Here is a 20,758-nt window from a genome sequence, read left to right as displayed (position 1 = left end):
ATCTTTGTGAGACTTAAGATTTTTTCTGGACATGAAAAAGGCCGGCATGGTGCGGCCGGCCTTTCACGAAAATAAGATCAATGGATTCAGGGCCTTGCGCCCGGATCAGGGCGCCGGAAACGGCTTCGGGCTGTCCGACAGCGTTCTCAGATAGGCGAGGAGGTCGGCCCGCGCCTGGTCGCGCTTGATGCCGCCGAAGGTCATCTTGGTCTTGGGCACCATGCCCTTCGGGTTGCTGATGAACTTGTTGAGGTTCTCGAAGGTCCACTTGTCGCCCGAATGGGACTTCATGTCGTCGGAATAGGCGAAGCCTTCATGCGCGGCGATCGGACGGTCGACCAGGTCCCAGAGGTCGGGACCGGTCTTGTTCGGGCCGCCCTTCTCGAAGACATGGCAGGCAAGGCAGGCTTTGGCCTGGGCCTGGCCTTTGGCCGGATCGGCCTTGGCGAGAAGCGTGCCCAGCGATTCGGTCGGCGTCGTCGTGCCGCCGCCGGCGTCGCCGCTGCCGGTTTCGGCGACCTCGATGGCGAAGCCCGGCTTTTCCGGGGCTGTAGCGTGATAGACGATGTTCCTGGCTTCGTTAAGCCCGAACACCAGAAGCGCCGTTCCCAGAACCGCCCCGGCAATCTTGTTGAATTCAAAACTGTTCATATTGGTAGGCCGGAAGACCGGTTCCCTGTATTTTCGCCACGTGGCCGCGGAAACTAATTGTTTCTCGAATGGCCCGCAATACGTTAAAGCTCGCCTGACCAATTTGCCGCGCCCTGCCTTAACCTCATGATTGAGCACCAGAATACGATCGTGATTATCCCCGCCCGGATGGCCTCGACCAGGCTGCCCGGCAAGCCTTTGGCCGATATCCACGGCATTCCGATGATCGTTCATGTCTGGAAACGCGCCATGGAGGCCAATGTCGGGCAGGTGCTGGTGGCCTGCGCCGAGATGGAGATCGCGCGCACCATCAAGGCCCATGGCGGCGATGCCATCATGACCGAACCACGCCTCGCTTCCGGATCGGACCGGGTTTCGGCAGCGCTCGCCATGCGCGATCCCGAGCATCGCTTCCGCTTCGTGGTCAATCTGCAGGGCGACCTGCCGACGGTCACCCCGCTCGACGTGCAGCGCTGCCTGGGCGGTCTCGTCAATGACAGTGTCGACATCTCGACCATCGCGGCGCCCATCACGGAAGAGGCCGATGTCGCCAACCCGAATATCGTCAAGGCGATCGCGCCCTTGAGCGATGAGCGCGAGGTCGCCTTCGCGCGCGATTTCCAGCGCCGCCCCGCCGCCGATCTGGGGCCGCGTTTCTGGCACCATATCGGCATCTATGCCTATCGCCGCGAGGCGCTCGAGCGCTTCGTCAAGCTTGAGCCCAGCGAGCGCGAGATCGAGCGCCGCCTCGAGCAGATGCGCGCCCTCGACAACGGCATGAAGATCGCGGTGGTGCGCGTTGACTCGGTGCCCCTGGGTGTCGATACTCCGGCCGATCTTGAGGCGGCGCGCCAGATGCTGAAGGCGAGCCGCTTTTAATTCGAGCAAATCCCGCAAAAGTTGCAGACTTTTGCGATAAGGATTTGCTCTAACTATTTAATTGGGCGCGAATCCTTTTCGGCGAAGTGATTCCACTTCGCCGGGAAGCGCGCCAGGGGACTGAAATGACATCCAAGATCGCCTATCAGGGCGAGCCCGGCGCCAATTCGCATATTGCCTGCCGCGAAGCCTATCCCGGTCACGAGGCAATTGCCTGCGGGACGTTCGAGGATGCCTTTGCCGCGGTGAAGGAGGGCGAGACCGATCTCGCCATGATCCCGATCGACAACTCGGTCGCCGGGCGCGTCGCCGACATCCATCATCTGCTGCCGGCCTCCAATCTCTATATTGTCGGCGAGCACTTCCTGCGCGTCCATCACCAGCTCCTGCTGGTGCCGGGCGCTTCTCCCGATGGCCTCAAATCCGTGCACAGCCATGTCCACGCGCTGGGCCAGTGCCGCAAGGTGATCCGCGAGATGAAGCTGAAGCCGGTGGTGGCGGCCGACACGGCGGGCGCGGCGCGCGAGCTCGCCGAGGCCAAGGACAAGTCCAGGGCGGCGATCGCCACCAGGCTCGCGGCCGAGATCTATGGGCTCGAGATCCTGAAGGAGAATATCGAGGACGAGGAGCACAACACCACGCGCTTCATCGTGCTCTCGGCGAGCCCGCATGATGCCGAGCCCGAGGATGCGCCGGTGGTGACGAGCTTCGTCTTCCGGGTGCGCAACGTGCCGGCCGCCCTCTACAAGGCGATGGGCGGCTTCGCCACCAATGGCGTCAACATGACGAAGCTCGAATCCTACCAGCTCGAAGGCCAGTTCGCCGCGACCCAGTTCTATGCCGATGTCGAGGGCCATCCTTCCGAGCGCAATGTCAGGCTCGCCCTCGAGGAGCTCGAATTCTTCACCTCGCATCTGCGCGTGCTGGGCGTCTACAAGGCCAGCCCCTATCGCGCCGAGATCGCGCGGCGCATGGCGGTCGGCTTCGGCGCCAAATAGCTAGACGACGGCCGCTTCCAGGATGCGATGCGCGATCGCCATGGGCGGCGGCGTGCTCAAGGCTTCCGGATGGCGCCCGTCCAGCATCTGCACGATCTCCTCGCGCGAGAACCAGCGCGCATCTTCGAGCTCGGTCTCATCGACGACGATGTCGCGGTTGAGCGCCTCGCCGATGAGCCCGATCATGAGGCTCGACGGATAGGGCCAGGGCTGGCTCGTCACATAGCTGATGGTACCGACGCGAATGCCCGATTCCTCGCGGACTTCCCGCCGAGCGGCGTCCTCGATGGTCTCGCCGGGTTCGAGGAAGCCGGCCAGCGCCGAATAGCGGCCGGTGGGCCACGAGCTCTGCCGGCCGAGCAGATATTGCCCGCCGGCGCGCACGACGATGATGACGACGGGATCGGTGCGCGGGAAATGATCGGCGGCGCAATGGACGCAATGGCGCCGGTAGCCGCCATCCTTCATTTCGGTCTCATGCCCGCAATTGGCGCAATAGCGGTGGCGCTGGTGCCAATGCAGGAGTGAACGCGCCTGCGCCAGGAGGGCCAGGTCTTCGGGCGCCAGATGCCCTTCGATGGCGAGGCTTCTGAGATCCTGCATCCCCTCGGCGGGTTCGACGATCTCACCGGCGAAGATGGCCCGGCCCCGCGGGTCGAGCCCGAGAAAGATGGCGGCCTCATCGACCGGCGTCTCGAGATGGAGGGTGCTGTCCACGATGCGCGTCTTGTCGCCATTGAGGCGCACAAGCCTGGCGGTCGGCTCGGCGCGCCGCGCCGCGATCCAGCCGGGATCGGAACGGAAAGCGGCGGCCCGATCCAGTGAGCCGCCGCAAAATCCAAGCAGGGGGGAGCGGATGACCGCTCCCGCGTCATTCGGCATTGGCCACGCGACGTGGTGTCGTTTCGGCCGCCTCGCGCTCTCTCAGCATGCCATCGACGACCGTAATGGTCTTTTCGAGGTCGCTGATCGCGTCTTCGAGCTCCAGGCGCTGCTTGCGGAGCGCTTCGAGGCGCTCGCGGAACTTGGTCGAGGACACTCTGAGCTGGGTCAGCTGGCCGTCGCGCAGATTATAGAGATCGAGCATTTCCTTGATCTCTTCCAGGGAAAAGCCGACCTTCTTGCCGCGCAGGATCAACTGCAGCCGGGCACGATCGCGATAGCTGAACAGGCGGGTCCAACCGCGCCGATCGGGGTGCAAAAGCCCCTTTTGCTCATAAAAACGCAATGTGCGCGGTGTGACATCGAACTCGCGGCAGAGTTCGGTGATGGAATAGGTTCGATCCCGATTCGACCGGTCAGCAACCGTCGATTGAGCCATTGTGTGCTCTCCGTTCGTTTTTAGCCCCCAGGGGCGATTGCCGTCGCGTCCTACTATATAGAAACCGAACGGCGATTCATAACCCCTAGCCATCTTAAATTATGGAAAGGCAGCAAGGCTGCCATAGGGGTACCGCATGGCTAAAGCCCAAAAGCGGCGAAGGCGTGGCGACAACCTTAACGGAAATTTTACCTAAAACGTTAACCTTTAGGGTGATTTGGAGGGTCGCCATCCACCGTGAAGGTCGAGGTGCGGGGCCGTGAGGGTGAGAGCGGGCATGAAGCCGGGAATTCCGTGGAGCGTCAAGGGTATCGACACTGAAGCGCGCGAGGCGGCCAAGCATGCTGCGCGCCGCTCCGGCATGACACTCGGCGAATGGCTGAACACGGTCATTCGCGAGCAGGCCGACGAAATCGAGCCGCACCGGCCGGCGGCGCGCAACGACATGCACGACATCCAGAGCAAGCTCGATCTTCTGTCCGAGCAGCTCACCCGCATGGCGCGCCAGGACACGGCCGCCGGCCGCTATTATGAGCGCAGCCGCCCGGCCCAGGACAATTCGCTCGCCGACATCCTGTCCCGCGTCGAGGCGAGCGAACGCCAGACGGCGGAGAATTTTGCCCGCTTCGGCGAGCGCCTTGAGACGCTCGGCGACAAGATCGCCAAGGAGATCGGACATTTCCCGCAGGAGCCGGAGGATGTGCCGGGCTACCGTTCACTCGAGACCGCGGTGCGCAACATCGTCGATCACATCGAGGTGAGCGAGCGCAAGACCCGCGACACGCTGAAAGCCGTGCAGGAGCGCCTCAACGACGTCGCCTATGCGGCGAGCGCTCCCATCGACAGCGACCGCCTGCTCGCCGATGCGCCGGTGATCGCCCGGCTTGAAAGCCGCATCGCCGACCTTACCGGCCGGGTCACCGGCCATGACGGGCAGGAGGATGTGCGCAAGCTCGTGCAGAACGAGGTTGGCAGGCTCGGCACCCGCATCGACCAGGTGAAACAGGCCTCCGAAGCCTCCGCGCAGCGCGCCCAGGGCCAGGCCGTGCAGCAGATGCAGCAGGATCTGCGCGATTTCGAAGGCCGCATGCAGTCGCTCTTCCGCGACGCCGATGCGCGCCGCGCCGACAGCGGCGAGATCGGGCATCTGCGCGCCGAGATGGAGAGCCTTGGCCAGCGTGTCGACGACCTCAAGGCGGAAGCCGCCTCCGAGCGCGATCTGAGAGCTCTGCGCGTCGCCATCGAGCAGCTCTCGGCGCGCGTCGCCCAGGGTGCGGATGTCCGCTCGATCGCCGATCTCGACCGCCGCCTGACCGAGATCAGCAAGTGGCTCGAGCAAAGCCACGGCGACAATGTCGGCGGCCAGATCGCCGAGCTCGAGCGCCGCGTCTTCGATCTCGACAATCGCATCGCCGCGTCGATGCGCGAGGATCATGCTCCGGCCTGGGCCGGCATCGAGCGCGAATTCGCCGGCGTATCCGATCGCCTCGCCAATACCGAGCAGCAGCTCCAGCACATCGCCACGCTCGAGCAATCGATCCATCAGCTCTATCAAAGCATGGAGCAGAACCGCAATTGGGCGCGCGACGTGGCCGAGGACGCCGCCAATCGCATGGCGAGCCGCCTCATGCAGGACTGGTCCGGCAAGGTCCCGGCGTCCGGTCCGTCGGCCGAATTGCAGGCGCTCGAAAATGCGCTCGCCGCGGTCAGGACCAATTACGAGAACGCCGATCAGCGCAATCAGGAAACGCTCGGTGCCGTGCATGAGACGCTCGAGCAGATCGTCAACAAGCTGACCGAGCTTGAGCAGCTGCGCGAGCAGCCGCAGGCGGTGGTCGAGGAACCGCAGGCCTTCGTCGCGCCGGCCGAGGAATCGCAGCCTGCCGCCGAATCACAAGCCTGGCCCGATCTCAAGGCCGAAGCGGGCTACGCCGATTATCAGCCGATCGAGCCGCCCGTCATGCAGCCTGAGCCGGCGCCGGTGCCGGCATCGGTCCAGGATGAGTTCATCATCGCGGCGCGCCGCGTCGCCCAGGCCGCCGCCCAGCAGACGCCGGGTCCTTCGGCGGCGGGATTCCTCGGCCGCAAGAAGGCGGCTGACTCCGCGGCGCCGAAGGGGCCATCACGCTTCTCCCTGCGCTTCCGCAGGCGCGACAAGGCGGTCGAGCCGGCGAGCCTCACTTCGGCGATGCCGGCAGCGCCTGCAGCGCCCAAGGCCGCCGATGCCGGCAAGCGCCGCCGGCTGATCCTGATCGGCCTGGTGCTGCTCGCGGCGGCCTCCGCCTTTGCCTATACCTATGTGAAGAAGCCGCAGCGCAACGTGTCGATGACGCCGCCGCCGGCCACCGAGCAGGTGCAGCCTTCCGCCGGCGGCTCGAGCGTGTTCGAGAAGCTCAACACGACATTGGCCAAGACCGACGCCGTTCTGGGCAACGGCATCTATACCAGCTCGTTGCCTGGCGGAACCAGGACGGCAAGCGCATTCTCGGTCACGGATGGCGAGGCTTTGCCGATCGGCATTGGCACGCAGAGCCTGCGCCAGGCCGCGCTCGCCGGCGATGCCCAGGCGGCGTTCATCGTCGCCGCCCGTTTCGCCGAGGGCAAGGCCGTCCCTCAGGACAACGCCGCCGCGGCGCGCTGGTACACGCTCGCGGCGGGCAAGGGACTGGCGCCGGCGCAATATCGCATGGGCGCGCTCTGCGAGCGCGGCATCGGCACCAAGCTCGATCTGAAGGCCGCGCTCGACTGGTATGAGCGCGCCGCCGCGGCCGGCAATGTCCGCGCCATGCACAATGCGGCGGTGCTGCTGGCGAGCGGCGACAAGTCGAAGGCGACCTATGGGCGCGCCGCCCACTGGTTTGCCGAAGCTGCGGCACATAATCTGAAGGACAGCCAGTTCAACATGGCTCTCCTCTATGAGCGGGGCCTCGGCGTCGACCAGGATCTGGGCCAGGCGCTGTTCTGGTACAGCCTCGCGGCGCGCCAGAACGACGCCGATGCGGCGGCCAAGGCGAAGACGCTGGAGAGCACCTTGCCCAAGGACGTCGCCGCCAGGGTGCGATCGCGGCTGGCCGGCTGGACGCCCAAGCCCGATCTCGACGCCGCCAATGTCGTCGCCATCGCCAATCCCGACTGGCAGGAGCGCCCGGTTGCCGCCGAGGCGAAATCCGACCTGCCGGTCATCGGCTCGGCGGTCGCCGCAACCGATGGCACGAATGGCGTGCAGGAAGCGCAGGAGCTTCTGAACCGCCTCGGCTTCGATGCCGGTGAAGCCAACGGCACGATGGGAAGCCGCACCCGCAATTCCATAAGACTGTTCGAATTGAAGTCGGGCATGCGGATCACCGGGGAAGTGACACCTGAGCTTCTGACCAGGCTCAGGGCCAAGGCCGGCTGATTCCCGTTCAGCGGGCTCCGCTCGTGAGGACTGCGCATGCTGCAAGGCGATGGCATTCCGAGACCTGCCCTGGCCATTGGGCTCATGGCCCTCTTGCCCTTCGTGATCCTGCTGATCCTGGTATTCTCGCTGCCGTCGGCCGGCCGGCTGGTGCAGGCTTTCCTGTCCTATGCCGCACTTCTGGCGGCACTTTTGGGCGGCGCCCATTGGGCCCTGGCCACGGGTGCCTATGGCAGCGCGCGCCGGCGCGATGAACTGCTCTTCGGCCTGGTGCCGCTCCTCGCCGCATGGCTCGCCTTGCTCATGCCGCCGACCACCGGCCTCACCTTCCTGATCGCCGGCTTCTTCCTCATTCTGCTGCGTGATGCGCTGACGGTCGAGGGCTTTGCGCCCTGGTTCCTCAGGCTGCGCAGCTATATCGCCGCCGTCGCGATCGTCTCCTCGACCATGATGCTCATCCGCACGATCAGCTGATCCTCCGCGACGGGAAGCGGTGAATGGCCTTGCCGCCGATCATCCACACGGTGAAATCGCCGTCGGGAAAGATCGCCTGGAAGGGCTCGGCCGAAACGCTCAAACCCCCGGTGAAGCTGCCATAGGCCGGCATGACGATGCGCCGCGCATGCCCGACGAAGCATTTGCGCCTGAGCGACCGGCCACGCTGCGCCAATGCGGCGGCGGGATGCAGATGGCCGGCGATCTCGCACTCGCCCTCGGACAGACTGCCCGGAATATGGCGCAGCGTGATCGGGCCCAGGGCGATCTCCCCCGCGAAATGTCCGCCAAGTGCGCGCGGTGGCGAGGGATCATGATTGCCGGCGAGCCAGATGAGGTCGATGCCGCGCGTGAGACGGGCAAGCTCGGCGACATCGGCCGGATCGATGCGCAGATGCGCCTCCTCGTCATGGAAGGAATCGCCGAGGAGAATGAGCCGCTTCGGCCGTGCCGCGGCGAGCGAGAAGGACAAGAGCTCCAGCGTGGCGCGCGTGTCATAGGGCGGCAGATGCGCGCCGCGCCGCGCGAGGCTCGAGGCCTTTTCGAGATGGAGGTCGGCGACGAGCAGCGCGTCGAAGTCGGGCACGTAGAGGGCGCCGGCGAGGTCGGGCAGCAGGTCGATGCCGCCGAGAGCGATCGAGGTCTCCCTAGACAAGGCGCATGGCCTCATCGATGAGTTCATCTTCGGCTTCGGCGAGGAGAGCGTCATCAGCCTCGCCGTAAACGGATTCTTTGCCGATCTCAAGCATCACCGGCACGGCAAGCGGCGAGACCGTGTCGAGAGCGCGATGCACGATCTGGCCGCGGATGCGCTTGAGCAGAGCTCCCAGCCGGTGCACATCGATGAGCCCGTCGGCGGCATCGTCCCAGGCGGCACGCAGCAGGATATGGGTGGGCTCGTGGCGCCGCAGCACGTCATAGACGAGATCGGAATTCACCGTCATCTGCCGCTGCGTCTTCTCCTTTCCCGGCCATCGCCGCTCGATCAGCCCGGCGATGATCGCCGCATTGCGGAAGGTGCGCTTCATCAGGTTGGATTCGGCGAGCCATGCATCGAGATCATCACCCAGCATGTCCTCGCCGAAGAGCTGCGCCAGGTTGAGGCGTCCGGTCGAGATCATGAGCGAGAGGTCGCGCAAGGTCCACACGACGAGCGCATATTCGGAAGCGACGAAGCCCATGGGCTGGGCGCCTGAGCGCTCGAGGCGCCTGGTCAGCAGCATGCCGAGCGTCTGATGCGCAAGCCGGCCCTCGAAGGGATAGCACACCATGTAATGGCGTTGCGCGCGCGGAAAGGTCTCGATCAGCATCTGGCGGGGCGTGGGGATGATCGATTTCCAGCGTTGCACCGAGAGCCAGTCGCGCACCTGCGCCGGCAGCGCCGGCCACGCTTTGGGATCGGCCAGCATCTCGCGCACCCGCCCGGCCAGATAAGTGGAAAGCGGGAACTTGCCGCCGGCATAGGAGGGGATGGCGGGATCGGCGCCTTGCGAGCGCGAGGCGAGCGCGCCGAACTCATCGAGGCCTTCGAAGCGCAGCACTTCGCCGCCGAACAGGAATGTATCGCCGGTGCTGAGCTGGCTCAGGAACCATTCTTCCATCTCGCCCAGCACCCGCCCGCCGGTGACGAGCCTCTTGCCCAGTCTTTTGCGGATATGGGCCAGCCTGACCTTCAGCATCTCCTCTTCGACGATGGTGCCCATATTGAGCCGGTATTGCTGGGCGAGCCGCGGATGGGCGAGGCGCAACTCGCCCTGGCCCCAGGGCTTCAATTTGGCATAGCGCTCATAGGCCTTGAGCGCATAGCCGCCATTGGTCACGAATTCGATCGCGCGGTCGAAGTCGGCGCGCGTCAGGTTGCGATAGGTCCAGGCGGTGGTGACTTCGCCATAGAGCTGGTCGGGATGGAAGGGTGCGGCGCAGGCGCGTCCCATGATGTGCTGGGCCAGCACGTCGAGCTTGAGGACGGAAGGGTATTCGGTGTCCTGGGCGCCCTCGGCGGCGGCCTGGCGCGCCGCTTCGCATTCGAGCACCTCGAAGCGGTTGGAGGGCACGAGCAAAGCCTGCGAGGGCTCGTCGAGCCGGTGGTTGGAGCGCCCGATGCGCTGCAGGAGACGGCTCGAACCCTTGGGCGCCCCCACATGGATGACGAGATCGACATCGCCCCAGTCGATGCCGAGATCGAGCGTCGAGGTGCAGACCACGGCGCGCAATTTTCCCTGCGCCATCGCCGCTTCCACCTTGCGCCGTTGCGCAACGTCGAGCGAGCCATGGTGCAGCGCGATCGGCAGATGATCCTCATTGGCGCTCCACAAAGCCTGGAAGGTCATCTCGGCCTGGGCGCGTGTATTGACGAAGACGAGCGTCATGCGCGCGCGCTTGATCGCCTCATAGACATCGGGGATCGCATAGCGGGTCATATGCCCGGACCACGGCACCCGCTCGGCCGATTTGAGGATGCTGATCTGCGGTTGCGCGCCCGCGGTGCCCAGCACCAGGGCGGCCAGATCGCGCTCTCCCCGTTGCGGCGTCAACCAGGCGCGCAGGGCATCGGGATCGGCGACGGTGGCGGAAAGGCCGATCCGCCGCGTCCGGGGCGCGAGGCTCTGCACCCGTGACAGCGCCAGCGACAGGAGGACGCCGCGCTTCGAGGTGACGAGCGAGTGAAGCTCGTCCAGCACGACGGCGCGCAGGTCCTTCAGCATATGCGCCGCCCCCGCATCGGCGATGAGGAGCGAGACCTGCTCGGGCGTGGTGATCAATATGTCGGGCGGCTTCTCGCGCTGGCGCTTGCGGCGCGAATGCGGCGTGTCGCCGGTACGCGTCTCGACCCGGACGGGCAATCCCATCTCGCTCACCGGCGCCTCCAGATTGCGGGCGATATCGACGGCAAGCGCCTTGAGCGGCGAGACATAGAGCGTATGGATGCCGTCGCGTTGGCGCGTGGCCGAGAGCTCGACGAGGCTCGGCAGGAAGCCGGCCAGCGTCTTGCCGCCGCCGGTCGGCGAGATGAGCAGCACATCGAGACCGGCCTGTGCCTTTTCGAGCACGGCGAGCTGGTGCGGGCGCGCGCTCCAGCCGCGCGACCGGAACCAGTCGCTGAACATCTTGGGCAGAACTGTCGGGCGGTCGTCCATGGGTCGAACATAACCAGAATACACCGGCTGATGCCAAGGCGCCTGGTGACATATCCTGTCAGCAGTGCGGGCGCAGGCCGCGACACCCACGCCGGAATCGTTCTAATCTCCGCCAATGCATTCCCCACAATCGACACCGGTGACGCATCGGGGCGTCCTCGCCATCGCTGTGCCGATCATGCTCTCCAATGTGACGGAGCCGATCATCGGCGTCGTCAACACGGCGGTGATCGGCCAATTGCCCGGCGCCTATTATATCGGCGCCATCACGGTCGGCGCCCTCATCTTCAATTTCATCTTCTGGGGCTTCGGGTTCCTCAGGCTCGGCACCGGTGGGCTGTCGGCCCAGGCGACCGGCGGCGGCGATGCCGCCGAGCTCGTCGCCGTGCTGATGCGGGCGCTGATCATTGCCGTCATTGCCGGCCTCGCGATCATTGCCCTGTCGCCCTTCATTGCCCAGCTGACTTTCAGCCTTCTCGAAGGGTCGGCCGAGGTCGAAAGCCATGCCGCGACCTATTTCTATATCCGGGTCTTTTCCGCCCCTTTCGCGCTCATCAATTTCTGCCTCATCGGCTGGTTCGTCGGCCAGGGCCGCGCCCGCATCGCCTTCATCGTCCAGATCTGCCTCAACCTCATCAATGGCGCCTTGAGCCTATTGTTCGTGCTGGGGCTCGGCATGACATCGGATGGCGTGGCGCTCGCGGTGCTCATTGCCGAAGTTGCGGCGGCACTCCTGGGCCTGTTCATTGCGTTCCGGCGCCTGCGCCAGATGGGCGCGCGCTTCGAAGGGGCCCGCGTTTTCGACCGTGCCAAGCTCATCCGCACTTTTGCGATCAACCGCGACATCATGATCAGGACGGTTTGCCTGGTCATGGCTTTCTCCTGGTTCACCGCGCGCGGCGCCAAGGCGAGCGATGTCATCATTTCCGCCAATGCCATTCTCATGCATTTCTTCGATGTCGCCGCTTTCCTCGTCGATGGCTTTGCCTTCGCCACCGAGGCGCTGGTCGGCCAGGCGGTCGGCGCGCGTGACCGCCAGCGTTTCACCACGGCGATGCGGCTCACCTGGATCTGGGCGATTGTCGTCGGTTTCCTGACTTTCGCCATCATCTGGCTGGCCGGCCCCTGGCTCATCGACGCCATGACCGTCAATCCCGATGTGCGCGAGACGGCGCGCCATTATCTCATCTGGTCGGCGCTGGCGCCGCTCATCGGCGTCGCCTGCTTCCAGTATGATGGCATCTTCACCGGCGCCACCCAGACCGCCGACATGCGCAACATGATGCTGCTGTCAATGATCGTGTTCTTCATCGCCTGGTGGCCGCTCGAAAAATATTACGGCAATCACGGCCTATGGCTGTCAATGATCGTGTTCTTCGCCGCGCGCGGCGTGTTCTTCGCGCTGCGCATGCCGGCGCTGAGAAAAGCAGCCTTCGGCTAGAAATTCGCGCACCCGGTCAGGACAAGGATCAGCAGGATGGTGCTCAGTCGAACCTCGCTTGAGGAAAACAATCTTTCCTGTAACGCGAGGCGAGAGCGGGAGTTCCCGTTTACTCCGTCTGGTAGCGCGCGATGGCGCCGCGCTCGAGCGCCGCGGTGACGAGCTTGTCGAGGCCGAGATGGTCGCGCAGCATGGCGAGGAAGCGCAGCTCCTCCTTGCCGACGGCAAGATCCGAAGCGGCGATCTCGACCGCCAGCGCATAGGCGGTCTCGCGCAATTTGGGGGTGAGTGCTTCGGCGGCGAGGCCGAATACCGCTTCGAGCCCTTCCTTGTCCTGCAGGATCTCGCCGCATTCCTGCGCCACATGGGTGAGCTTGTCGGCATCGAACGAACGGAAGATCGGCAGCTGCTTGACGATGCGGCCGATCGCCTTGAGCTCGCGGTCGCCGAGATGGCCCTCGACGGCGGCGATGGTGACCATGACATAGATCAAGGCGTGATGCGTGCTGATGGTCTTGGCCACGGGTGAACTCCAATTGCTTGAGGCCGACTGGCTAGCGGGAGATGCTGTCTTTGTCCAGATAACTCTCCCTCCCCGCGCGAAGCGCGGGGAGGGTGGACGCCCGAAGGGCGGACGGGTGGGGTGTCTCCGTCTGGAGGTTCTCCTGAGAAATATCCCCTGCGGCGACACCCCACCCGTCGCGCTGACGCGCGCCACCCTCCCCACGCTTCGCGTGGCGGAGGGAGGGTCACCCCCACCATTCGCCGCGCATCACCATGCCATGCGCCGAGATGCGCTTCTGTCCCGCAAGATGCTCGCCAACGACATCGACATAGTCGAAATCTCCGTCATCGATACGGATCAATGAAGCATCGCCGGCGGCTCCGACTTTGAGCGTGCCGAGGTCATGCCGCTTGATCGCCCGCGCCGGCGTCTCGGTCGCCGAGCGGATGATGGCGGTGAGATCCATGCCGAGGCAGAGGAATTTCGACATGGTGGTGACGAGGTCATGCGCCGGCCCGTCGATGCACAGCGCATGCACGTCGGAGGAGATCGTGTCGGGCTCGAAACCATTGGCCAGCATGGCGCGCGCCGTCTTGAAGGCGAAGGAGCCCATGCCGTGGCCGATGTCGAACAGGACGCCGCGCTTGCGCGCCGCGAGCACCGCCGGCTTGATCGTGCCCTGCGCGGTGGCGGGCGAATTCGGGAAAGGCCGGAAGGCATGGGTCAGCACATCGCCCGGCCGAAGCTTCGCCAGCACGTCTTCGTAAGTCGGCGGCGGCTCGTCGATATGCGCCATCAGGGGGATGCCCGCTTCATGGGCGGCATCGAGCGCCACATCGAGAGGGGCAATACCCTGGTCGCCCGACGCATGCCGCCCGACCCTGACCTTAATACCGATGATCTCATCGGGATATTCCGCAGCGACCTTGACGGCGCCGCGCGGATCCATGAGCCGCATGTCCTCGCTTTCGCCCACATGCACATCGCGCGAGAAGCCATAGATGCCGGCATGCGATATGTGCAGATAGGCATAGATGCGCGAGCGCGACGGCGCGATCACATGCCTGGCGAAGCCGGGGAAATTGCCGGGACCGGCCGAGCCGGTATCGACCGAGGTGGTGACGCCGCTCTTCTTCGCATAAAGATCGGGATCGACGCCGAGCGAGGTGCCGCCCCAATAGACATGGGTGTGGAGGTCGATGAGGCCGGGCGTGACGATGAAGCCCTTGACGTCCTGGATCTTCGTCTGAGGGTCGCGTTTGAGGTTCGTTCCGATGCCCGACACCTTGCCCTTGGCGAAGCCGACTTCGGTGACGGCATCGAGAGATTGCGACGGGTCGATGACGCGACCGCCGGTGAGGATGAGTTCGTGTGACATGAGAGGGCTTTGCTTCAGTGGGATCGGCGGGGTGGGGGGCTGAGCGGCAGCTCGTCGAAGAGGGAGGGCGCATTGTCGGTTTTTGCGCGCTCGATGGCAAGCATGCGGAATTTGGTCTCGATGCCGCCCGTCGCCGAGAAGCCGCCGGTCTTGCCGCCCGCGGCCAGCACGCGGTGGCAGGGCACGATGATCGGGAAGGGATTGCGCCCCAGCGCCTGGCCGACGCTCTGGGCCAGCAGCGGATCGCCGAGCTCCCTGGCGATCTCGCCATAGGTGCGGGTCGCGCCCGGTGGAATGCGCCGGGCAATGGCATAGACCCGCTTGTTGAAAGCGGGCAGGTCCGCGTCATCGAGCGGGATATCGGCAAGATCATCGGCCTCGCCCTTGAGCAGCGCCTGGATGCGGGCGATCGCCTGGCCGATGGCGGCCGTTGGCGTGTCTTCCTGCGCCTCGGGGAAGCGTTTCGCGAATCGCGACCGCAGCGCCGTCGCATGCGCCTCGGGCAGACTCACCGCAGTGATGCCATGCTCGCCCCAGGCGATGGCGCAGGCGCCGATCGCCGTCTCGAACAAGCTGTAGGACAAGGTCTTCGTCATGCGGAACTCAGATCACGATGAGTTTGGATCGAATCGATCCAAACTCATCGTGATCGATTCTACTATTTTGGCGCGGGATTCTCGCGAAAAACCGGTAACCACTTTTTCGCATCCCGCGCTATGTGAAATCTCGTACCATGTCGATCGCATCGACAAGCCCGACACGCTCGATGCGCATGCCGGGCGGGAAGGCGGTGCAGAAGCGCGACGCAAGGCGGGGATCGAGCACCACGAAGGCGCCCCGGTCGCCCTGGCGGCGGATCAGCCGGCCGAAGGCCTGGCGCAGCCGCAGCCGCACCGTCATGTCGGTATAGGCCTGGCCGCCAAAGGCCTGGCGCCTTGCACGCTCGAGGATGGTGGGCGTGCCCCAGGGCACCCGGTCGAGCACGATGAGGCGCAAGGAATCGCCCGGCACGTCGACCCCGTCCCTGACCGCATCCGTGCCGAGGAGGCAGGCATCGCGCTCGGCGCGGAACATGTCGACCAGCGTGCCGGTGTCCATCGGATCGACATGCTGGGCATAAAGCGCAAGGCCCGATTGCGCCATGGGCCGCACCAGGCGCCTGTGCACGGCGCGCAGGCGCGAGATGGCGGTGAAGAGACCAAGGCCACCGCCTTCCGAGGCTTTGAAGAGCTCGCGATAGGCCGAGGCGAGCTGGTCCATGTCCTCGCGATTGACGTCGTTCACCACGATGATGCGGCTCGCCGATTTGTAGTCGAAAGGCGAATCGTAGCTCACCCGCCTGACCGGATAGGGCAGATGCACCGCGCCCGTGCGCATCTCGGCATTGGTCCAGTCTTCCGGCGCCTCGGGCGGACGGTCCTTGAGCGTGGCCGAGGTGATGACGACGCCATCCGCCTCCTTGAGCACGACGAGCGCCAAAGGCTCGGTCGGATCGATCCAGTGGCTGTGCAGCCCGACATCGGCCTCGCGCCCGAACATCTGGTCGACCGAGAACCATTCGACGAACAGCGCATTGGGCTTGTCGAGCAAGCGCTCGATCATGTCGACCCAACTGCCGACCATGAGCTCGCCCCGCCGCCGGAGCGAGCGCGCCACCGCTTCGATGCGGCCGCGGTCATGCGTCGAAAGCTCGGCCGCCGCGTCATCGAGCTTGCGGGCGAGGGCCGCTGCGAGATTGGCCATCGGCTTCTTGAGATCGATCAGGGCGGCGGCAAGCTCGCCCGCCGCCTGGGTGAGGCCCTCGGCGAGCGGCGCGCAATCAGTCTCGAGCGTCTGGCCGGAATTCTGCTCGGCCCGCGCCAGCACCTGCTGGCGCACCAGCGACAGGAAGGCCTCCGTCGCCCCTTCCGGCGTGCCGGCCTGGATGCGCCGGGTCCAGCCGGGCCCCGGCAGGGCATAAGCGGCGGAGAGCACGGCTTTCATGTGCTTCTCGGCAAGCTCGTCATCGGCGACGAGATCGCCGACCCGGTCCTTGAGCCCGCGCCCGCGCCGCCCGGCCGTCTCGGGCCCGCGCAGCCAGCGCCTGAGCTCCGCCGTCTCGAGGGCGGTCAGATGTCCGGAGAAGGCGCCGTCGGCGGCATCGAAGAGATGGTGGCCTTCATCGAAGACGAGCCGGCGCAGGTCCTGCGCGCCCGAGGCCTCTTCCTTGGTCGTGGTGTAGCCGATGGCGTGATCGACCGCCGCCTTGCGCAGGACGAGCGCGTGATTGGCGATGACGAGATCGGCCTTGCGGCCCTGCGCCATGGCGCGCTCGATGAAGCATTTGCGGTAATGCGGGCAGGCCGAATAGATGCATTCGCCGCGCCGGTCGGTGAGGCCGAGCGACTGCGGCGACAGCGCGCGGCTTTCGCCATCGAAGGCAACGTCGCTGAACAGCGGCAGAAGCCAGGAGGGGAAGTCGCCGCCCACCATGTCGCCGTCGCGGCTCGCTTTCACCCAGCGCGCGATCAAGGCGGCGAGCAGTGCCGAGCGCGTATTGGCCGAGCCCATCCGGTTGAAGGCCTCCTGCAGGTTGAGCAGGCAGACATAGTTCTCCCGCCCCTTGCGGATGACGATGCGGTCGCGCCGCTCGGCCGGATCGGCGACGATGCGCTGGGTCTCCTGGTCGATCTGGCGCTGCAGGTTCTTGGTATAGGTCGAGATCCACACCGGCGCGCTGTTCTTGCGCGCCCACAGCCAGGAGGGCGCCAGGTAGCCGAGTGTCTTGCCGAGGCCGGTGCCCGCTTCGGCGAGGAGGATGTGGTTCGCCGCCTCGTCATCGCGCGGCTGGAAGGCGTGGGTGGCGGTCGCGGCGTAGTCCTTCTGCGCCAGCCGCGCCTCGGCATCGCTGCCGAGCAGCTGGTCGAGGAAGTCCCGCGCTTCCTCGGGCTTGATGGCGTGATGGGAGCCCGGCGGCCGGCCGCCGTCATCTTCCCATTCGTCGATCCGGTCCCACACATTGAGGCCGGTGACGAAGGGCGCGATGTCGAGGCGGGGATTGGCCTTCGTCAGCGCCGCCATCACGGCGCGCGCCCACGGCCAGTTGGCGCGGGCGAGGAAGGTCGCGATCTCTGCCGTCTCGCGCAAATGGGGATAGTTGGGGCTTTCCAGCCGCGCCAGCAGGTCATCGGCGACGGCGCGCAGCATCTGCGCTTCATCGCCGCCCGTCATGATATTGAGCGAGCGGGCGAGGCCCTTGGGCGTCGGCGTGGCGAAGCGCGCCGGGCAGGCAAAGGCGAAGAGCTCGGCGACATCGAGATGCTTCTGCTCGCGCGCCTGGCGGATCAGGCTGCGCGGCGCCTCGGCGGCGAAGCCCAGTCTTTCGATGACGAAGGCCGAATGGCAGAGGAGATGCGGCTCGCGGATGAGATGGGTGAGCGCCTCGCCCGCTTCGAGCCTTTGGCCGCTGGCGAGCCTGAGCGCGACCCCATCGAGGACGGCGAGGGGCGCCGTCTGGCTGTGCGGAAAGAGCAATGTATCGGAAAGAGGCATTCGAAGCGGAACATACAGTGATCGCCGGCCGGGGCATAGGCCAAGTTTGACGAGAAGAAGGGCGCCGCACGGCTTCTGCCGATTGCTGCGCTTGTTGTCATGAGCGTTTCACCGGTGAAAAATCAGGTGATCATTGACAATGATAGGCAGTGATTCCTTGCGCTCTGTTGGTGCGACGGGACTCGAAATACAGGGATTTACAGGGAATTACAGGGAATTTTCACAAGAAAAAAGCCGGCTGAGCAATATCAATGAGCTGGCTGCGCAGGATCGGGAAATGCAGGGAATTTCCCGTCGCGCGCGGCGGGTACCGTGCCCTTGCGAATATTCCTAGGACCCGCATCATATGTCCGGCCCAGGAGCGTGCCGGCGCAAGGCAGAGCATCCTTGTCCTGACGCATCTCTCCAAGATGGAGTTTTCCAAATCGCACGGCTCTGCCCATGATTGCAAGGGACGCTGGCCGAATAGATCGAGGAGCCGGCGCCTGATCAGCTCTTTGTGATCGATCCCGTCTGGAACCTGGCGCATCTCGAAGGCATTGTTCGTCGTCCACCGGGAGGAACGCCATGGATCAGAGATATATCGATCTGTTCGACCGCTACACGCATGGCCAGATGAAGCGCCGCGATTTCCTCGAGAGACTGACGACACTGGCGGGCGGCACGGCGGCGGCCACGGCGCTCCTGCCGCTGCTCGAGAACAACTATGTCAGGGCCGAGATGGTGGCCGAGAACGACACCCGCATCCTGCCCGAGACGATCACTTATGAATCGACGGTCGGCAAGATCTCGGGCTATCTCGTCAAGCAGAAGGAATTCCCCAAGGCCGGCGGGGTCATCGTCATTTCCGAGAACAGAGGCCTCAACCCCCATATCAAGGACGTGGCGCGGCGGCTCGCGACCGAGGGCTTTCTCGCCCTCGCTCCCGATTATCTGAGCATCAAGGGCGGCACGCCCGATGACGCGGACAAGGCGCGCGACCTTATCGGCACGCTGAAATCCGAGGAGACGGTGGCCATGTCGCGCGCCGGCCTTGCCGCCCTCGCCGCGCGCGCCGACTGCACCGGCAAAGTCGCGGCGGTGGGCTTCTGCTGGGGCGGCGGCAGGGTCGGTGAGCTTGCAGTCAATGAGCCGTCGCTGGCGGCGGGCGTGGTCTATTATGGCGCCCAGCCCAAGTCCGACCAGGTTTCATCCATCAAGGCGCCGCTCCTGCTGCACTATGCCGGGCTCGATGAGCGCATCAATGCCGGCGTCCCGGATTTCGAGAAGGCGCTCAAGGACAATGGCAAGATGTATGAGCTCTTCATGTATGACGGCGCCAATCACGCCTTCAACAACGACGCCAATGCGGCGCGCTACAACAAGGACGCGGCCGAATTGGCCTGGAGCCGCACCGTCGAATTCCTCAGGAAGAACCTCGCTGTTGCCTGAAGTTAGAGCAAATCCCGCCAAAGTTGGAGACTTTGGCGATAAGGATTTGCTCCAACATATTGATTTGGCACGAATCCTTTTCGGCGAAGTGAGTCCACTTCGCCGGGATGCGCGCTAGGCAGCGCAAACAGGGATGGCACCCATCCGCGATTGACCCTTGTCTTGCGGGCTGGGGATGCGGGAAGATACGCATCCCGCGAGGCTCGTCTTCCCCGCCTCGCGTCAACCATTTTCAAGCAAATACCACATCAGGAGTGCGAAGAATGGAGTTCAGGCAGCTTGGCGGCTCGGGATTCACGGTGCCTGCCCTCAGCATGGGAACCGGCACATTCGGCGGCGGCAATGAATTCTTCAAGGCCTGGGGCGGCAGCGGCGTCGACGAGGCGACGAAGCTCGTCAGCATCTGCCTCGAGGCGGGCCTCACCATGTTCGACACCGCCGATGTCTATTCGAACGGCCTTGCCGAGGAGATACTGGGCAAGGCGATCAAGGGCCGGCGCGACAAGGTGCTGATCTCGACCAAGGCGACGTTCCGCTTCTCCGATGAGCCCAATGATGTCGGCTCATCGCGCTACCATCTCATCAAGCAGGTCGAAGGCAGCCTGAAGCGTCTCGGCACCGACTATATCGATCTCTTCCAGCTGCATGGCTTCGATGCCAGGACGCCGATCGAGGAAGTGACCTCGACGCTCGATGACCTCGTGCGCCAGGGCAAGATCCGTTATCTCGGCTGCTCGAATTTCTCCGGCTGGCACCTGATGAAGTCGCTCGGGCTCCAGGAGCGCTATGGCTATTCCCGCTATGTCGCGCACCAGGCCTATTATTCGCTGATCGGGCGCGATTATGAGCTGGAGCTCATGCCGCTCGCTCTCGACCAGGGTGTCGGCTGCGTGGTGTGGTCGCCGCTGGGCTGGGGCCGGCTCACCGGCAAATTGCGCAGAGGCAGCCCTCTGCCGAAGCAGAGCCGCCTGCACAAGACGGCCGATAACGGCCCGCCGGTGCCGGACGAATATCTCTACAAGGTCGTCGATGCGCTGGACGAAGTGGCGAAGGAGACGGGCAAGAGCATTCCCCAGATCGCGCTCAACTGGCTCCTGCAGCGGCCTTCCGTATCGACGGTGATCGTGGGCGCCCGCAATGAGGAGCAGCTGCGGCAGAATCTCGGCGCCGTCGGCTGGAATCTCACGAAAGATCAGGTGGCGAAGCTCGATGCCGCGAGCCTGACCACGCCACCCTATCCCTATTGGCACCAGCTGGGCTTCGCCGAACGCAATCCCTTCCCGGTCGACCGAGGTTGACGCGGTAGATCCCCCAATTCCCCTTCTCCCGTGCGCAGCATGGGAGAAGGTGCCCGGAGGGCGGATGAGGGCTCTTTCTCGGAGCGAACAAACCTTCAAGAGCTATCGTAGTTGCGGCAAAGAGCCCTCACCCGGCCTTCGGCCACCCTCTCCCATTGCTTCGCAACGGGCGAGGGGGAAAATTGGAGAAGGCTTCGCTGAGGTTGACGCAAGCCCATACGGCTTATAGAGCAAAGCCCGGCAAAATTAGATCACGATCACTACAGGCCATTTTGGCCTGAAGTGATAAACGTGAT

At 64.8% G+C, this 20,758-nt stretch carries 16 protein-coding genes; 7 read left to right on the top strand and 9 right to left on the bottom strand.

Features of this window, described 5'->3' with window-relative positions:
* Positions 1-105 precede the first annotated feature (105 nt).
* Positions 106-651, bottom strand: a complete 546-nt coding sequence (locus tag DT068_RS12765; RefSeq protein ID WP_119390211.1) for a c-type cytochrome — start codon at positions 649-651, stop codon at positions 106-108.
* 126 nt (positions 652-777) lie between these two features.
* Between DT068_RS12765 and DT068_RS12760 the strand changes: the two genes are divergently transcribed.
* Together DT068_RS12760 and DT068_RS12755 are read left to right on the top strand one after the other, a co-directional pair.
* On the top strand, positions 778-1,530 hold the full coding sequence (locus DT068_RS12760) for a 3-deoxy-manno-octulosonate cytidylyltransferase (RefSeq protein WP_119390210.1): 753 nt from the start codon (positions 778-780) through the stop codon (positions 1,528-1,530).
* 125 nt (positions 1,531-1,655) lie between these two features.
* The gene (locus DT068_RS12755; RefSeq protein WP_119390209.1) at positions 1,656-2,528 is read left to right on the top strand and encodes a prephenate dehydratase; all 873 of its coding nucleotides are present in this window, start codon (positions 1,656-1,658) and stop codon (positions 2,526-2,528) included.
* Here the strand turns inward: DT068_RS12755 and nudC are convergent, their stop codons facing one another.
* Together nudC and DT068_RS12745 are read right to left on the bottom strand one after the other, a co-directional pair.
* The gene (gene nudC, locus DT068_RS12750) at positions 2,529-3,410 is read right to left on the bottom strand and encodes an NAD(+) diphosphatase (RefSeq protein ID WP_119390208.1); all 882 of its coding nucleotides are present in this window, start codon (positions 3,408-3,410) and stop codon (positions 2,529-2,531) included. It abuts the gene before it with no gap.
* Entirely contained in the window at positions 3,400-3,849 is a 450-nt protein-coding gene (locus DT068_RS12745) for a MerR family transcriptional regulator (RefSeq protein WP_119390207.1), read from the bottom strand. Before DT068_RS12745 ends, nudC begins: the two co-directional genes overlap by 11 nt.
* Before the next feature lie 277 nt (positions 3,850-4,126).
* Between DT068_RS12745 and DT068_RS12740 the strand changes: the two genes are divergently transcribed.
* Positions 4,127-7,246 carry a peptidoglycan-binding protein gene (locus DT068_RS12740; RefSeq protein WP_119390206.1) on the top strand — a complete coding sequence of 1,040 codons (3,120 nt, stop codon included), beginning with the start codon at positions 4,127-4,129 and terminating at the stop codon, positions 7,244-7,246.
* Between the two features lie 36 nt (positions 7,247-7,282).
* Positions 7,283-7,720 carry a DUF3429 domain-containing protein gene (locus DT068_RS12735; protein WP_119390205.1) on the top strand — a complete coding sequence of 146 codons (438 nt, stop codon included), beginning with the start codon at positions 7,283-7,285 and terminating at the stop codon, positions 7,718-7,720.
* Here the strand turns inward: DT068_RS12735 and pdeM are convergent.
* Both pdeM and DT068_RS12725 read right to left on the bottom strand, forming a co-directional pair.
* Complete coding sequence (gene pdeM / locus DT068_RS12730; RefSeq protein ID WP_368904697.1) at positions 7,713-8,396, bottom strand: ligase-associated DNA damage response endonuclease PdeM; 684 nt, start codon at positions 8,394-8,396, stop codon at positions 7,713-7,715. The genes DT068_RS12735 and pdeM overlap by 8 nt on opposite strands.
* Positions 8,389-10,878: a ligase-associated DNA damage response DEXH box helicase gene (locus DT068_RS12725; RefSeq protein WP_119390203.1), complete on the bottom strand. Its 2,490-nt coding sequence runs from the start codon at positions 10,876-10,878 to the stop codon at positions 8,389-8,391. Before DT068_RS12725 ends, pdeM begins: the two co-directional genes overlap by 8 nt.
* Before the next feature lie 115 nt (positions 10,879-10,993).
* Here DT068_RS12725 and DT068_RS12720 point away from each other — a divergent pair, with 115 nt between their 5' ends.
* Positions 10,994-12,319: an MATE family efflux transporter gene (locus tag DT068_RS12720; protein WP_119390202.1), complete on the top strand. Its 1,326-nt coding sequence runs from the start codon at positions 10,994-10,996 to the stop codon at positions 12,317-12,319.
* 109 nt (positions 12,320-12,428) lie between these two features.
* Here DT068_RS12720 and DT068_RS12715 read toward each other — a convergent pair whose 3' ends face one another.
* The 4 genes from DT068_RS12715 to DT068_RS12700 all read right to left on the bottom strand — a co-directional run bounded on the left by DT068_RS12715 (position 12,429) and on the right by DT068_RS12700 (position 17,733).
* Positions 12,429-12,842: a tellurite resistance TerB family protein gene (locus DT068_RS12715; RefSeq protein WP_119390201.1), complete on the bottom strand. Its 414-nt coding sequence runs from the start codon at positions 12,840-12,842 to the stop codon at positions 12,429-12,431.
* A 226-nt stretch (positions 12,843-13,068) separates the two neighbouring features.
* Positions 13,069-14,202 carry an amidohydrolase/deacetylase family metallohydrolase gene (locus DT068_RS12710; protein WP_119390200.1) on the bottom strand — a complete coding sequence of 378 codons (1,134 nt, stop codon included), beginning with the start codon at positions 14,200-14,202 and terminating at the stop codon, positions 13,069-13,071.
* Positions 14,203-14,216: 14 nt separating this feature from the next.
* Positions 14,217-14,798, bottom strand: coding sequence for a methylated-DNA--[protein]-cysteine S-methyltransferase (locus DT068_RS12705; protein ID WP_119390199.1), 582 nt, complete (start codon positions 14,796-14,798; stop codon positions 14,217-14,219).
* 118 nt (positions 14,799-14,916) lie between these two features.
* Entirely contained in the window at positions 14,917-17,733 is a 2,817-nt protein-coding gene (locus tag DT068_RS12700) for an ATP-dependent DNA helicase (protein WP_119390198.1), read from the bottom strand.
* Positions 17,734-18,300: 567 nt separating this feature from the next.
* Here DT068_RS12700 and DT068_RS12690 point away from each other — a divergent pair.
* The gene (locus DT068_RS12690; RefSeq protein WP_119390196.1) at positions 18,301-19,164 is read left to right on the top strand and encodes a dienelactone hydrolase family protein; all 864 of its coding nucleotides are present in this window, start codon (positions 18,301-18,303) and stop codon (positions 19,162-19,164) included.
* A 263-nt stretch (positions 19,165-19,427) separates the two neighbouring features.
* Positions 19,428-20,462, top strand: a complete 1,035-nt coding sequence (locus DT068_RS12685; RefSeq protein ID WP_119390195.1) for an aldo/keto reductase — start codon at positions 19,428-19,430, stop codon at positions 20,460-20,462.
* Positions 20,463-20,758: the final 296 nt, after the last annotated feature.

The sequence above is a fragment of the Taklimakanibacter lacteus genome, from assembly GCA_003576695.1.
In the GTDB taxonomy this organism is placed as follows: domain Bacteria; phylum Pseudomonadota; class Alphaproteobacteria; order Rhizobiales; family Aestuariivirgaceae; genus Taklimakanibacter; species Taklimakanibacter lacteus.
The sequence above is the reverse complement of the archived record's forward strand: the minus strand, read 5'-3'. Positions and strand labels throughout refer to the sequence as shown.

What these genes read in the sequence shown, in the direction of transcription:
- DT068_RS12700 (WP_119390198.1), bottom strand. Translation starts at nt 17,733, where the DNA reads ATGCCTCTTTCCGATACATTGCTCTTTCCGCACAGCCAGACGGCGCCC.
- DT068_RS12690 (WP_119390196.1), top strand. Translation starts at nt 18,301, where the DNA reads ATGGATCAGAGATATATCGATCTGTTCGACCGCTACACGCATGGCCAG.
- DT068_RS12740 (WP_119390206.1), top strand. Translation starts at nt 4,127, where the DNA reads ATGAAGCCGGGAATTCCGTGGAGCGTCAAGGGTATCGACACTGAAGCG.
- DT068_RS12710 (WP_119390200.1), bottom strand. Translation starts at nt 14,202, where the DNA reads ATGTCACACGAACTCATCCTCACCGGCGGTCGCGTCATCGACCCGTCG.
- DT068_RS12720 (WP_119390202.1), top strand. Translation starts at nt 10,994, where the DNA reads ATGCATTCCCCACAATCGACACCGGTGACGCATCGGGGCGTCCTCGCC.
- nudC (WP_119390208.1), bottom strand. Translation starts at nt 3,410, where the DNA reads ATGCCGAATGACGCGGGAGCGGTCATCCGCTCCCCCCTGCTTGGATTT.
- DT068_RS12685 (WP_119390195.1), top strand. Translation starts at nt 19,428, where the DNA reads ATGGAGTTCAGGCAGCTTGGCGGCTCGGGATTCACGGTGCCTGCCCTC.
- DT068_RS12725 (WP_119390203.1), bottom strand. Translation starts at nt 10,878, where the DNA reads ATGGACGACCGCCCGACAGTTCTGCCCAAGATGTTCAGCGACTGGTTC.
- DT068_RS12765 (WP_119390211.1), bottom strand. Translation starts at nt 651, where the DNA reads ATGAACAGTTTTGAATTCAACAAGATTGCCGGGGCGGTTCTGGGAACG.
- DT068_RS12760 (WP_119390210.1), top strand. Translation starts at nt 778, where the DNA reads ATGATTGAGCACCAGAATACGATCGTGATTATCCCCGCCCGGATGGCC.
- DT068_RS12745 (WP_119390207.1), bottom strand. Translation starts at nt 3,849, where the DNA reads ATGGCTCAATCGACGGTTGCTGACCGGTCGAATCGGGATCGAACCTAT.
- DT068_RS12735 (WP_119390205.1), top strand. Translation starts at nt 7,283, where the DNA reads ATGCTGCAAGGCGATGGCATTCCGAGACCTGCCCTGGCCATTGGGCTC.
- DT068_RS12755 (WP_119390209.1), top strand. Translation starts at nt 1,656, where the DNA reads ATGACATCCAAGATCGCCTATCAGGGCGAGCCCGGCGCCAATTCGCAT.
- DT068_RS12705 (WP_119390199.1), bottom strand. Translation starts at nt 14,798, where the DNA reads ATGACGAAGACCTTGTCCTACAGCTTGTTCGAGACGGCGATCGGCGCC.